This is a genomic window from Actinocrinis sp., from assembly GCF_035946395.1.
In the GTDB taxonomy this organism is placed as follows: domain Bacteria; phylum Actinomycetota; class Actinomycetes; order Streptomycetales; family Catenulisporaceae; genus Actinocrinis.
In genome coordinates this window covers 1-13063 of sequence record NZ_DASYZI010000197.1, presented here as the reverse complement: position 1 = coordinate 13063, position 13063 = coordinate 1, and the positions used below count along the sequence as shown (strand labels likewise).

At 69.7% G+C, this 13063-nt stretch carries 13 protein-coding genes; 11 read left to right on the top strand and 2 right to left on the bottom strand.

Features of this window, described 5'->3' with window-relative positions:
* Positions 1-588 precede the first annotated feature (588 nt).
* From VGS97_RS12385 to VGS97_RS12345, 9 genes are all read left to right on the top strand, one after another.
* Positions 589-789 carry a hypothetical protein gene (locus VGS97_RS12385; RefSeq protein ID WP_326853540.1) on the top strand — a complete coding sequence of 67 codons (201 nt, stop codon included), beginning with the start codon at positions 589-591 and terminating at the stop codon, positions 787-789.
* The gene (locus tag VGS97_RS12380; protein ID WP_326853539.1) at positions 786-1493 is read left to right on the top strand and encodes a phosphoadenylyl-sulfate reductase; all 708 of its coding nucleotides are present in this window, start codon (positions 786-788) and stop codon (positions 1491-1493) included. The genes VGS97_RS12385 and VGS97_RS12380 overlap by 4 nt, the downstream gene beginning before the upstream one ends.
* Positions 1490-2542: a sulfate adenylyltransferase subunit CysD gene (gene cysD / locus VGS97_RS12375; protein ID WP_326853538.1), complete on the top strand. Its 1053-nt coding sequence runs from the start codon at positions 1490-1492 to the stop codon at positions 2540-2542. Before VGS97_RS12380 ends, cysD begins: the two co-directional genes overlap by 4 nt.
* Positions 2543-2546: 4 nt before the next feature.
* On the top strand, positions 2547-3851 hold the full coding sequence (locus VGS97_RS12370; RefSeq protein WP_326853537.1) for a sulfate adenylyltransferase subunit 1: 1305 nt from the start codon (positions 2547-2549) through the stop codon (positions 3849-3851).
* Positions 3852-4071: 220 nt separating this feature from the next.
* Positions 4072-5184, top strand: coding sequence for an ABC transporter substrate-binding protein (locus tag VGS97_RS12365; RefSeq protein ID WP_326853536.1), 1113 nt, complete (start codon positions 4072-4074; stop codon positions 5182-5184).
* 49 nt (positions 5185-5233) lie between these two features.
* Positions 5234-6355, top strand: coding sequence for an ABC transporter substrate-binding protein (locus VGS97_RS12360; RefSeq protein WP_326853535.1), 1122 nt, complete (start codon positions 5234-5236; stop codon positions 6353-6355).
* Between the two features lie 121 nt (positions 6356-6476).
* Positions 6477-7262, top strand: a complete 786-nt coding sequence (locus tag VGS97_RS12355; protein WP_326853534.1) for an ABC transporter ATP-binding protein — start codon at positions 6477-6479, stop codon at positions 7260-7262.
* A complete protein-coding gene (locus tag VGS97_RS12350; RefSeq protein WP_326853533.1) occupies positions 7255-8325 on the top strand; it encodes an ABC transporter permease in 1071 nt (356 codons plus the stop codon). The genes VGS97_RS12355 and VGS97_RS12350 overlap by 8 nt, the downstream gene beginning before the upstream one ends.
* On the top strand, positions 8322-9062 hold the full coding sequence (locus VGS97_RS12345; RefSeq protein WP_326853532.1) for a sirohydrochlorin chelatase: 741 nt from the start codon (positions 8322-8324) through the stop codon (positions 9060-9062). Before VGS97_RS12350 ends, VGS97_RS12345 begins: the two co-directional genes overlap by 4 nt.
* Before the next feature lie 17 nt (positions 9063-9079).
* Here the strand turns inward: VGS97_RS12345 and VGS97_RS29555 are convergent, their stop codons facing one another.
* On the bottom strand, positions 9080-9898 hold the full coding sequence (locus VGS97_RS29555; RefSeq protein WP_349262099.1) for a PPK2 family polyphosphate kinase: 819 nt from the start codon (positions 9896-9898) through the stop codon (positions 9080-9082).
* A gap of 742 nt (positions 9899-10640) precedes the next feature.
* Here VGS97_RS29555 and VGS97_RS12335 point away from each other — a divergent pair.
* A complete protein-coding gene (locus VGS97_RS12335) occupies positions 10641-11396 on the top strand; it encodes a dihydrofolate reductase family protein (protein WP_414641697.1) in 756 nt (251 codons plus the stop codon).
* A gap of 285 nt (positions 11397-11681) precedes the next feature.
* On the top strand, positions 11682-12077 hold the full coding sequence (gene msrB / locus VGS97_RS12330; RefSeq protein WP_326853529.1) for a peptide-methionine (R)-S-oxide reductase MsrB: 396 nt from the start codon (positions 11682-11684) through the stop codon (positions 12075-12077).
* Positions 12078-12281: 204 nt separating this feature from the next.
* Here the strand turns inward: msrB and VGS97_RS12325 are convergent, their stop codons facing one another.
* Positions 12282-12686, bottom strand: coding sequence for a hypothetical protein (locus VGS97_RS12325; RefSeq protein ID WP_326853528.1), 405 nt, complete (start codon positions 12684-12686; stop codon positions 12282-12284).
* Positions 12687-13063 lie beyond the last annotated feature (377 nt).

Here is a 13063-nt window from a genome sequence, read left to right as displayed (position 1 = left end):
GGCTGAAGGTGACCGCGAAGGAGCTGCCGGGCTACGTCGAGCGGGTGCTGCGCGCCTACCGGGCCGCGGGCGAGTCCTTCGCGGTTTGGACCGTGCGGGCCACCGAGCAGCAGCTGTCCTGATGCCCGCAGAACGCACACTTCTCGGGGGCGACGCACGTTCCGCGCAGCGCCGCGTGGAACGGCACCGGGTCGCGAACGGGCTGGTCCAGCGATGCCGTCTCACTACGTGGCGGTATTCGTCTCGGAAGCGTCCAGTTTCGTTCGCCACGCGAGCCGTCTCACGAGAGTGTCCATATGATGGTACGAGGTGGACGGAGATGGACGGGGAATGGGACGCTCGACGCATGTCTCGCGCCGGAATCGCCCTCGTAGTACGACGTCACGTCGACTACAAGCGCGTGTCCAGCGCCGTCTGTATGCCGACGCGTTAGTCCACCCGCTCACCGCCGATCGAGATCCAGCAGTCTCCGGGGGAGATCCCCCGGAGAGCACCGCGGGTGTGAAGCGCGTCGATCCGGAAGACTCCACTGGCTCCGCTTCCGGGCCCCCGCGTCGCGCACCCGAAACGACCCGGAGGTCCGGACCCGTGAGCTCCAACGAACCCGTACGCGTCACCGACGGCCACGACCCTGGCGGCGAGCAGCGCGCCGCTCCCCAGTACTGCCCCTACTGCGGCGGCGAGGACCTGCGTCCCGAAGCCTCGTCCCGCCGCGCCTGGAACTGCCGTTCCTGCGCGCGCGTGTTCGAGGTCTCCTTCGTCGGGCTGAAGCTGGGGGTGGGCGTATGACCCCCGCACAGGTCGACACCGGGGCGGATCTGCGCGCGCTGGCCGACGAGGCGAACGAGCGACTCGCCGAGGCGAGTGCCGCACAGATCATCGGCTGGGCGCGCGAGACCTTCGGTTCCAGCCTGGTCGTCGCCTCGTCGATGGCCGATACGCACCTGGTGCATCTCGCCCAGGCGGTCGCGCCCGAGATCGACGTGCTGTTCCTCGACACCGGCTACCACTTCGCCGAGACGATCGGCACCCGCGACGCCGTCGCGCACGCGTACCAGGTGAACCTGATCTCGATCCTGCCGCGCCGGACGGTCGCCGAGCAGGACGCCGAGTACGGTCCGAAGCTGCACGACCGCGACCCCGACCTGTGCTGCGCCATGCGCAAGGTCGAGCCGCTGGAGCGTGGCCTGAAGCCGTACACCGCGTGGGTCAACGGGATGCGCCGCGAGGAGTCGCCGACGCGGGCGAACATCCGGGTGATCGACTACGACGCCAAGCGGGACAAGGTCAAGATCTCGCCGATCGCGGCCTGGACCCAGGACGAGGTGGACACGTACGTCGCCGAGAACAGTGTCCTGATCAACCCGCTGTTCATGGACGGCTTCGCGTCCATCGGCTGCGAGCCGTGCACCCGCCGCGTCGCTCCCGGCGAGGACGCGCGCGCCGGCCGCTGGGCCGGTTTCTCGAAGACCGAATGCGGGCTGCACACATGAGCGCCCTTCCGATCGACGCGGACGCGGCGGACGGCCACGACACGGACCCGCGTCAGGCGCGCGTCGCCGCTGTTCCCGCACAGACCGAACCGGAGTCGACGCAGGAGGCTCGCGTGACCGCCCTGATCGATACGCAGTCGCCCTCGCCGCTGCCGCTGCGGCAGTCGCACCTCGACGCGCTCGAATCCGAGTCGGTGCACATCTTCCGGGAGACCGCGGCCGAGTTCGAGCGGCCGGTGCTGCTGTTCTCCGGCGGCAAGGACTCCATCGTGATGCTGCACCTGGCGCTCAAGGCGTTCTGGCCCGCGCCGGTGCCCTTCGGGCTGCTGCACGTGGACACCGGGCACAACTTCGCGGAGGTGCTCACCTACCGCGACCGCGTCGTCGAGAAGCACGGCCTGCGGCTGACCGTGGCGAAGGTGCAGGACTACATCGACGACGGACGGCTGCGCGAGCGCCCGGACGGCACCCGCAACCCGCTGCAAACCGTGCCGCTGCTCGACGGGATCCGCGACAACAAGTTCGACGCCGTCTTCGGCGGCGGGCGGCGCGACGAGGAGAAGGCGCGCGCCAAGGAGCGGGTCTTCTCGCTGCGCGACGAGTTCGGCGGCTGGGATCCGCGCCGCCAGCGCCCCGAGCTGTGGCAGCTGTACAACGGCAAGCACCGGGTCGGCGAGCACGTGCGGGTCTTCCCGCTGTCCAACTGGACCGAGCTCGACGTGTGGCAGTACATCGAGCGCGAGGGCATCGAGCTGCCCGAGGTGTACTACGCGCACGAGCGCGAGGTGTTCATGCGCGACGGGATGTGGCTGACCGCCGGCGAGTGGGGCGGCCCGAAGGACGGCGAGCCGGTCGAGATGCGCCTGGTGCGCTATCGCACCGTCGGCGACATGTCGTGCACCGGAGCAGTGGATTCGGACGCGGTGACGATCGCTCAGGTCATCCGGGAGATCGCCGCCTCCACGATGACCGAGCGCGGGGCGACCCGCGCCGACGACAAGCTGTCGGAAGCCGCCATGGAGGACCGCAAGCGCGAGGGGTACTTCTAAAAAAATGACTGCCACGGATCAAGGCATCTCGCTGCTGCGCCTGGCCACGGCCGGCTCGGTGGACGACGGCAAGTCGACCCTCGTCGGCCGGCTGCTGCACGACACCAAGCAGGTGTTCGCCGACCAGCTCGACGCGGTCGAACGGGTCTCCCGCGAGCGCGGCCTGGACGGCGCCGACCTCGCCTTGCTCACCGACGGCCTGCGGGCCGAGCGCGAGCAGGGCATCACCATCGACGTGGCCTACCGGTACTTCGCGACCCCGCGCCGCCGGTTCATCCTGGCCGACACCCCGGGGCACGTGCAGTACACCCGCAACATGGTCACCGGCGCGTCCACCGCGCAGCTCGCCGTCGTGCTGGTGGACGCGCGCAACGGCGTGGTGGAGCAGACCCGCCGGCACGCCGCGGTCGCCGCGCTGCTGCGGGTGCCGCACGTGGTGCTCGCGGTGAACAAGATGGACCTGGCCGGCTACGAGGAGAAGGTCTTCGCGACGATCGCCGACGAGTTCACCGAGTACGCGGCGCGGCTCGGCGTGCCCGAGGTCACCTCGATCCCGATCAGCGCGCTGGCCGGGGACAACGTGGTCGAGCCGTCCGCGTCGATGGACTGGTACGGCGGCCCGACGCTGCTGGAGCACCTCGAAGCCGTCGACGTCGAGGAGGACCCGGCGGCGCACCCGGCCAGGTTCCCCGTGCAGTACGTGCTGCGGCCGCAGTTGCCCGGCGATTTCCGCGACTACCGCGGCTACGCCGGGCAACTGGTGTCCGGGGTGCTGCGGCCCGGCGACGAGGTCGTGGTGCTGCCCTCGGGTCAGCGCTCGACGATCGCCGGGATCGACCGGCTCGGCGAGCAGGACGTCGAGGTGGCCTTCGCACCGCAGTCGGTCACCGTGCGCCTGGCCGACGACCTGGACGTCTCGCGCGGGGACGTGATCGCGCCGGTCGCCGCCGCGCCGCAGGCCACCCAGGACGTGACCGCGACGGTCTGCCACGTGGCCGACCGTCCGCTGCGGGCCGGGGACAGAGTGCTGCTGCGGCACGCGACGAAGACGGTGAAGGCGATCGTCCGCTCACTGGACGCGCGCCTGGAGATCTGCGGGCTGTTCGAGGTGCCCGACCCGGAGTCCTTGTCGGCCAACGAGATCGGCCGGGTGACGCTGCGCGTCGCGGCGCCGCTGCCGCTCGACGAGTACACGGCCAACCGGCGCACCGGCTCGTTCCTGCTGATCGACGAGAGCGACGGCGCGACGCTGACCGCCGGGATGGTCGGCACGCCGCTGACCGCCGCGGTACCGGCCGGGGCGCAGTAGCCGATGCCGGACTTCATCCTCGCCGGGATCTCCGGTGCGATCGAGCCGAGGGAGACAGGGCGGCTGAGCGGGTGTACCAGCACCCGCCTCTGCGTAGCCGCGCTCTGAAAGAGCTCTGGAGCCGACCGGCGGCTGACGCACGCACGCCACGCCGCCGGTCGCTCTTTGCCTGAGCCCGTTTCAGCTCGCACGCCGCTTCCTAAACCGACGAGGATTCCACGTGTCCCCGTTCCGCATCCATCAGCCCGGACGCCCGCTCAAGCGCGCCCTCTTGCTTGCCACCGCCGCAGCCACCCTCGCCTTAACCACCGCCTGCGCCCACCAGTCCACCCCGAGCGCCGCCCCGGCCGGCAACGCCGGCACGTCCGGCTCCCCCGCCGCCTCGCTGCGGCTCGGCTACTTCGCCAACGTCACCCACACCACGCCGATCGTCGGCGTGGCGAAGAACTTCTTCACCGCCAGGCTCGGTTCGACCACGCTGAACACGCAGATCTTCAACGCCGGCCCGGACGAGATGACGGCGCTGCTCGGCGGCAAGATCGATGCGGCATACGTCGGCCCGTCTTCCGCGCTCAACGCCTACGTCAAGTCCAACGGCGGCGGTCTGACCATCGTGGCCGGGGCGCAGAACGCGGGCGCCGAACTGGTCGTCTCCCCGGACATCCACTCGGTCGGCGATCTGCGGGGCAAGACACTGGCCACCCCGCAGTTGGGCAACACCCAGGACGTGGCGCTGCGCTACTGGCTCAAGCAGCAGGGCTTCGCCACCGACCTGCAAGGCGGCGGGGACGTGAAAATCACCCCCACCGACAACTCCACCACGCTGACCCTGTTCGAGGCGGGCAAGATCGACGGCGGCTGGGTACCCGAGCCTTGGGCCTCGCGCCTGGTCGTCGAGGGCAAAGGCCACGTGCTCGTGGACGAGAAGACCCTGTGGCCCGGCGGCCAGTTCGCCACGACGAACCTGGTGGTGGCCACCTCGTACCTCCGCGCGCACCCGCAGACCGTCAAGGCGCTGATCGAAGGCCAGCTCGACACCAACACCTGGGTCACCGCGAACCCGGTCGCGGCAGCCGCACTGGTCAACGACACCATCAAGACCCTCACCGGAAAAGCACTCAAGGACGCGGTGATCACCCGAGCCTGGAGCGAGGAGAACGTCACCAACGACCCCGAGGCCACCTCGCTGAAGGTCAGCCTGGACCACGCGGTGACCGACGGCCTGCTCAAGCAGACCTCCCTCATCGGCATCTACGACCTGACCCTGCTCAACCAGGCGCTGACCGCCGAAGGGCAGCCGACCGTCTCGGCGGCCGGACTCGGCAACCAGTAGGACACACGCCCAACGCTGGCAGGCGGCGGGCCGACGAGAGGAACGCGACATGACGGCGACGATCGACCGACGGTCCGACGCCCGCACGCTCAAACGCATCCTGCTTGGCACCGCCGCCATGGCCACCCTGGCCCTGACCACCGCCTGCGCCCACGCAGCCTCGCTGTACGCCGCTCCGGCCGCCAACAATCCGGCGGCCGGCGGCGGCGCGCCCGCCACCGAACTGCGGCTGGCCTACCAGGCCAACGTCACGCACACCACGCCGATCGTCGGGGTGGCCAAGAACTTCTTCGCCGGCAAGCTCGGCTCGACCACGCTGAGCACCCAGATCTTCAACTCCGGCCCGGACGAGATGACCGCGCTGCTCGGCGGCAAGATCGACGCCGCGTACGTCGGCCCGTCCGGGGCGCTCAACGCCTACGTCAAGTCGCAGGGCAACGGTCTGACCATCGTGGCCGGGGCGGAGAACGCGGGCGCCGAGCTGGTCGTCTCCCCGGGCATCAACTCGGTCGCCGACCTCAAGGGCAAGACGCTCGCCGACCCGCAACTCGGCAACACCCAGGACGTGGCGCTGCGCTACTGGCTCAAGCAACAGGGCTTCGCCACCGACCTGCTCGGCGGCGGCGACGTGAAGATCACGCCCACCGACAACTCCACCACGCTGAACCTGTTCGAGGCGGGCAAGATCGACGGCGGCTGGGTACCCGAGCCCTGGGCCTCACGGCTGGTCGCCGAGGGCCACGGCCATGTGCTGCTGGACGAGAAGACGCTGTGGGCGGACGGCCAGTTCTCCACCACGGACCTGGTGGTGGCCACCTCGTATCTGCGCGCGCACCCGCAGACCGTCAAGGCCCTGATCGAAGGCCAGCTCGACACCAACACCTGGGTCACCGCGAACCCGGTCGCGGCAGCAGCACTGGTCAACAACACCATCAAGACACTCACCGGAAAAGCGCTCAAGGACGCAGTGATCACCCGCGCGTGGAGCGAGGAGAACGTCACCAACGACCCCGAGGCCACCTCCTTGCAGACCAGCCTCGACCACGCGGTCGCCGACGGCCTGCTCAAGAAGACCTCGCTGAACGGCATCTACGACCTGACCCTGCTCAACCAGGCGCTGACCGCCGAGGGGCAACCGGCCGTCTCGGCGGCCGGACTCGGCAACCAGTAAGGCGCGATCTTCGGAACAAGACGCGAGAGTCGAAGAAGGCAGCACCGAAGCAGTGGCTCAACGGCATTCCCGCCCCGCCGGCCGCCCACCAAGCGGCCGGACCAGGAGAGGAGACGGCAAGATGACCGCGACGATCGACCAAGTGCCCGAAGCCCATACCGTGCTGCCCGACGCGGCTCTGCGGCTTACCGGCGTCACCAAGTGGTTCGGCAAGGAGAGCGGCTCACCGGTTCTGGACGGCATAGACCTGGCCGTCGCACCGGGTCAGTTCGTCTGTCTGCTCGGCGCGTCCGGCTGTGGGAAGTCCACGCTGCTGAACCTCGTCGCGGGCCTGGACCCGGTCAGCTCGGGCACGATCGAGCTGACCGGCGGCCACGCCGCGCTGATGTTCCAGGAGTCGGCGCTGTTCCCGTGGCTGACCGCGGAAGCGAACGTGGAACTGGCGCTGCGGCTGCGCGGACTCGGCAAGTCCGAGCGGCGCGCCGAGGCGGCGCGGCTGCTGCGGCTGGTGCGGCTGGACGGCGCCGCGCGCAAGCGCGCGCACGAGCTGTCCGGCGGCATGCGCCAGCGGGTCGCGCTGGCCCGCGCGCTGGCGCAGAAGGCCGACGTGCTGCTGATGGACGAGCCGTTCGCCGCGCTCGACGCGATCACCCGCGACGTGCTGCACGGCGAGCTGACCACGCTGTGGCAGGAGACCGGCGTGACGGTCCTGTTCGTCACGCACAACGTGCGCGAGGCGGTGCGGCTCGGCCAGCGGGTCGTGCTGCTCTCGTCGCGGCCGGGCCGGGTCGTGCACGAGTGGAGGGTCGACATCCCCCAGCCGCGCCGCATCGAGGACACGAACGTGGCCGAACTGGCCGTGGAGATCACCGCAGAGCTGCACAAGGAGATCAGCCGCCATGGCTAACGAGACCACGACCCGCGACACGAACGCCGACGGCGCTGTGTCAGAGAACGCTATGTCAGAGAACGCCGCGCCGGAAAACACCGCGTCAGAACACACCGTGCCAGCGGACACCACCACGCCCACAACGGCGCCTGACGGCACGCCGAACAACGCGGCGACAGCCGCCGGCGGCCCGGACGCCGACACCGGAACCAACAACAGGCAGTCGTCCCTGGCCCGCCTTGAAGCAGGCCTCGACGCGCTCGACTCGGCGTCCGCCGCGCGGCGGCGGCCGTGGTGGCGCCTCGCGCTGGCCAGGCTGCTGCCGCCGGTCATTGCGCTCGTCGCGATCCTGCTGGTCTGGGACGTCCTGGTGTGGAGCCACGTGCGTTCGGGCTCGATCATGCTGCCGGGCCCCGGCGACGTGTGGGACGAGTTGCGCGCGCAGTGGGGCCCGAGCCGCGTCGGCACCGCGATCTGGGACTCGATCTACCGGGCCGTGATCGGCTTCGCCGTCTCGGTGGGGATCGGCACGGTCATCGGCCTGGCGATCGCCCGGGTGCGGCCGCTGCGCGCCGCGTTCGCCCCGCTGCTGTCCGGGCTCCAAAACCTCCCGTCGGTGGCCTGGGTGCCGGTCGGCATCATCTGGTTCGGCCTGACCTCGGCGACGATCTACACCGTCGTGCTGCTCGGCGCGGTGCCCTCGATCGCCATCGGCCTGATCGACGGGCTCGACCGGGTCCCGCCGATCTATCTGCGGGTCGGCCGCAACCTCGGGGCCAAGGGCCTGGACTCGGTGCGCTTCGTGCTGCTGCCCGCGGCGCTGCCGAGCTACGTGTCGGGGATGAAGCAGGGTTGGGCGTTCGCCTGGCGCTCGCTGATGGCCGCCGAGCTGATCGCCATCTCCCCCCAGCTCGGGCCGGGCATCGGCCAGGTGATGAAGTTCGCCCAGGACAACCTGGACCTGCCGCTGGCGATGGGCTCGATCATCATCATCCTGATCATCGGTATCGGGGTGAACCAGGTGTTCTTCGCGCCGCTTGAGCGCCGGCTGCTGCGCACCAGGGGCCTGAGCCGCGCGTGAGCCCCCGAACGCTGCCCACCGCGTACCGCCGGCTGTCGAACAGACCGGCGGTGGCGGTGAAGCCCGCCCTGCTCGCGATCGCGCACGGATCGCGTGACCCGAGGCATGCCGCCGCGCTGCACCGCCTGCTGGACGCGGTGCGGCGCGCACGCCCGAGCCTGAGCGCGCAGCTGGGCTTCCTGGACCTGTGCGGCCCGGACGTGCCCACCGCGTTCGCGCGACTGGCCGCCGCGGGGGCCGAGGACGTCGCCGTCGTGCCGCTGTTCCTCAACCACGGCTATCACGTCGGCCACGACATCCCCATGGTGACCGAGCAGGCCCGGCTCGCGCTGCCGCACGCGCCTTCGCTCAGCATCGCCCCGCCGCTCGGGCCGGATCCGCTCCTGTCGGACGCCGTCGAGCGGCGGCTGCGCGAACAGGGCGTGAGCACCACCGACCCGCACGTCCACATGATCGTCGCGTCGGCCACCTCCGCGCCGACCCACGAAATGATCAAGAACCTGACCGAACAGGACCAGGACGCGGCCCGCATCGCGGTCGCGTCCTACTTCCTCGCCCCCGGTCTGCTCTACGACCGGGCCCGCGCGGACGCCCTGGCCGCGAACGTCCCGATCGCCGCGCCGCTGACCACTCCCGACGACGAACCGCCGGCCGAGCTCGTCCGCCTAGTCCTCGCACGGTACGCGCAGGCGACGGCTCATCAGCCAGCCCTGTCCAGCGCCGGTGTCGGCACCTGACGGCCGAACCGCCGGACTCAGACAGCCAGCAGCCGCTTGCGCTCGACCTCGACGTCGAATCCGCCCTGCGGGTAGACCGGGTCGATCCGTTCGAGCGCCTCGACCAGCAGCCGGGTGATCGCGTAGTTGCGGTACCATTTGTGGTCCGCCGGGATCACGTACCAGGGTGCGTCCTCGGCCGAGCACTTCTCCAGGGCGATCCGGTAAGCCTCCTGATACTCCGGCCACAGCGCGCGCTCGTCGACGTCGCCGGGGTTGTACTTCCAGAGCTTTCGCGGATCGTCGAGGCGGGCGAGCAGCCGCTTGCTCTGCTCCTGCGGCGAGATGTGCAGGAAACACTTGACCAGCACCGCGCCGTCGGCGACCAGACTCTGCTCGAACCGGTTGATCAGCTGGTAGCGCTTGCCGATGACCATCGGCAGGGCGAGCTTGCGCACCCGCGCGATCAGCACGTCCTCGTAGTGCGAGCGGTCGAAGATGCCGATCTCACCGGCGGCGGGCAGCGCGTTGCGGATCCGCCAGAGGAAGTCGTGCGCGCGCTCCTCCTCGGTAGGGGCCTTGAACGCGGTCACCCGGATCCCGTTCGGATCGAGCTGGCCGACCACGTGCCGCACCGTGCCGCCCTTGCCGGAGGTGTCCATGCCCTGGAGCACCAACAGCACCCGGCGCCTGCTGTCCCCGCCCCGCGCGGCGGCGAACAGGCGTTCCTGCAACTCGTCGAGACGAGCCGCAAGCTTGGGCAACTGGGCCTCGGCCTTCTCGCGCGAGAAGACACCCGGCGTCAACGCCGTATTGACCGCGGCAAGGTCCACCGGACCACCAGCCAGACGCAACAACTCACTGAAGCCGCCGGCCGTACCCTCGTCGTCCTCGTCGCCGCCGCCGACCTCGCCGTCGACCGCGGCGCCACCCGATTCCCGCGCCGTGCCCGCTTGTCCTTCCGGACTTTCCTGACGTTCCTGCACGGCGATTTCCGCCTGCGCCGCTTCCAACCCCGCAGCAACCAGCTCCGCGACTTCCAGTTCCACCGACTCCTGCGCCAACTCCTGCACCGGCGCCTCGTGAGCCGCAGAACCGTTGACCGCGCGGTCGTACTCCGCAGCGACTATCTCCTGCGCGACCTGTTCGACCAGCCGCTGCGCACCCTTGAGCCGCTTCGGCTTCGCCGCCTTCGACCCGCGCCCCTTCGATCCGCCTGTCTTCGAGCCAGCCGCCTTCGTCCCGGCCAACACGGCCAGCACCACGCCGCCACCGCCCGCGCGCTCCCCGTTCTTGCCCGGACGGCCAGGCTTCTGCTTCCCGCCCGGCTTGGCTCGCGCCTTGTCCTTCTCTCGGTCGGCGCGCTTCCCCTTGCGCTCGCCGCCGGCCTTCCCACCGGGCTTCGCCACGTGATCGCTCCTCAGACGGTTTGTACATCCATTCGTCTGGCGAGATTCTTCCATGTCAACACGAGATCCGCACCACCAACGCAAACCCCTGTTCATCTCCCGTACATCCAATATCGGCATGGAATTAAATCTTCACCCGCCGCGCCAGGCCCGGGCTGCGACGGTGGTCCGGTTGTGCCACGCTGACGACGTGCGCCAATTGATCCCCCGGCCGAACCGTGACATCGAGCCCGATCTGGCCGTGGTGTACGCCTATCCGGGCCATGCGCGCCGGTGGGTGCGGGCGAACATGGTCGCCTCCGTGGACGGCGCGGCGCAGGCCGATGGAAAGTCAGGCGGCCTGTCCGGCGAAGCGGACAAGAAGGTCTTCCGCGCGTTACGCGGCCTGGCCGACGTGATCCTGGTCGGCGCCGCCACGGTGCGCACCGAGGGGTATCACCAGCCCGCAGTTCCCCGCGACCAATATGCGGCGGCCCGCGCGGCCGCAGGTCAGGCCCCGGCCGCCGCGATCGCCGTGGTCAGCGCGAGTCTGGATCTCGCCTTCGACGCACCGCTCTACCAGGCGCCCGCAGTGCCGACGATCACCATCACGGTCGCCGACGCGCCACCGGACCGGCTTGCGGCCGCACGCGACGCGGGCGAAGTCGTGATAGCCGGAACCGGGCGCGCCGACCTCGCCGCAGCGGTGGACCAGCTCGCCGAGACCGGCCGCGGCCACATCCTGTGCGAAGGCGGACCGAACCTGCTCTCGGCCGTGGCACAGGCGGGCCGCCTCGACGAGATCTGCCTGACCCTCTCGCCGCAACTGCTATCCGGCCACGCGAAGCGCGTCGTCGACGGCCCGCTGCTCGACCCGCCGCTCCCCCTGACGCTGCACACCGTGCTGACCGAGGACGGCTTCCTGTTCACCCGTCACCTGGTGGCCCAGCCCAGCGCAGACCGATAACACGGCCAGAAGCGAGAAACGAGCCGAGCGGCCGAACTGCGCAGCTGCCCCCCACTGCACAGTGGCCCACCCGGCCGCGGGACGCCCCACCTCAAGCATCCACGCCCGCGGCCGGGCCACCGGAACCACCCACTGGCACCTGCAAACATTGCGACGCTCCGCCCCATGGGCTGGTTGCGGCCTCTTATCGAACTCTTAGTTACCGCGTATTACCGAGTCCTTAACGGCACCGTCCCGGCAAGGTTCGAGGCAGCGTAGACGCCTCGCCCGGCCTACGCTCGAAGCATGACGTACGAGGTGACCAAGTCCGACGCCGAGTGGCGTGCGAAGCTCTCCGCGCAGGAGTACCGAGTGCTGCGCCAGGGCGGCACCGAGGCGGCCTTCACCGGCGAGTACACCGACACCGAGACGGTGGGTGTCTACAAGTGCCGCGCCTGCGGCAACGAACTGTTCCGCTCCGCGACCAAGTTCCACTCGCACTGCGGCTGGCCGTCGTTCTTCGACCCGGCCGACTCCGACGCGGTCGAACTGATCGAAGACAGCTCGTTCGGCATGGTGCGCACCGAGGTGCGCTGCGCCCGCTGCGGTTCGCACCTCGGCCACGTCTTCGCCGGAGAGGGCTACCCGACACCGACCGACCTGCGCTACTGCATCAACTCGATCAGCCTTACTTTGGAGTGAGCCGAGCCAAGAGCAGAGCCCTCACCAGCGGAAACGACCTGAACATCGGCCTCTGACCACGCCTGATCGGCATGGCCGGTCACCGATCACCGATTGACCACGACTCGTCACAGACTGGTCACGCAGCATCCGCGCCTCGGCGACTGTCCGCTTATCAGTTGACGTGAGCTATCGGTGGCGGGGCCTCGTTCAGGGGCACACAGGCTACTCGGGCAGGCGACCATCCACCTCCCCGAAGTTGACCAGCTCGAACGGCACCCCGTGCTTTATCGCCAGGTTGCGCACGTCGGCCACCCTAGACACGCCCCGATAGATGGCCGGCGGGTTGATGAACGCCAGCGCACGCCTTTGTGCGCCCTGGCCGAGGAAGAAAAGGTCGATCGCGGGCATCGTTCCCGCAGGAGACGTCTGCGGGCCGTCGAGCCTCAGTTCCCTGCGCAACGCGTCGTTCTCGCCGAGCAGTCGCCCGCGCTCGTCACCGAGCCTGGCCCGGGCCTGCTCGCCACCCATGTAGTAGGCACGCTGAACGAACGCGAGCGCCGCATCCTGCGGTAGGCCGGAGAGTTCCACCAGTTCGGCGGCCAGCGTGACGATCGGCTGCTCAGTCATATGGCCAGTACACGCCCGGCTACGGGTTCAGGGATCCGCCGTTCGGTGGACGCGTGCCCGCACCTTGTGCACCGTCGCGCCGCCACCGACAGCTCACGATCAGAGCGACGCACCGCTCTCGTTACTGTGACTCGACCGAACCGGGACGGAACCGCCACCGGATGAGGAGCGTGTGCTACAGCAGCCAAGTGCGGACACCTCCGCCACCAGGCACAGCCGGGCGTCCGCCTGGCGAAGCCCGACAATGCCGCTGCATCGAGTCTTGGGGATCAGATGGACATCGAAATGCACGCCGAGTATGCGATCACTCCCACGATGCGCAGAGAGATCCACGCGGTTCTCGACGAATGCTTCCCGGGGTATCCGGCTCGCAGCTA

What these genes read in the sequence shown, in the direction of transcription:
- VGS97_RS12355 (WP_326853534.1), top strand. Translation starts at nt 6,477, where the DNA reads ATGACCGCGACGATCGACCAAGTGCCCGAAGCCCATACCGTGCTGCCC.
- VGS97_RS12360 (WP_326853535.1), top strand. Translation starts at nt 5,234, where the DNA reads ATGACGGCGACGATCGACCGACGGTCCGACGCCCGCACGCTCAAACGC.
- cysD (WP_326853538.1), top strand. Translation starts at nt 1,490, where the DNA reads ATGAGCGCCCTTCCGATCGACGCGGACGCGGCGGACGGCCACGACACG.
- VGS97_RS12380 (WP_326853539.1), top strand. Translation starts at nt 786, where the DNA reads ATGACCCCCGCACAGGTCGACACCGGGGCGGATCTGCGCGCGCTGGCC.
- VGS97_RS12370 (WP_326853537.1), top strand. Translation starts at nt 2,547, where the DNA reads ATGACTGCCACGGATCAAGGCATCTCGCTGCTGCGCCTGGCCACGGCC.
- msrB (WP_326853529.1), top strand. Translation starts at nt 11,682, where the DNA reads ATGACGTACGAGGTGACCAAGTCCGACGCCGAGTGGCGTGCGAAGCTC.
- VGS97_RS12325 (WP_326853528.1), bottom strand. Translation starts at nt 12,686, where the DNA reads ATGACTGAGCAGCCGATCGTCACGCTGGCCGCCGAACTGGTGGAACTC.
- VGS97_RS12350 (WP_326853533.1), top strand. Translation starts at nt 7,255, where the DNA reads ATGGCTAACGAGACCACGACCCGCGACACGAACGCCGACGGCGCTGTG.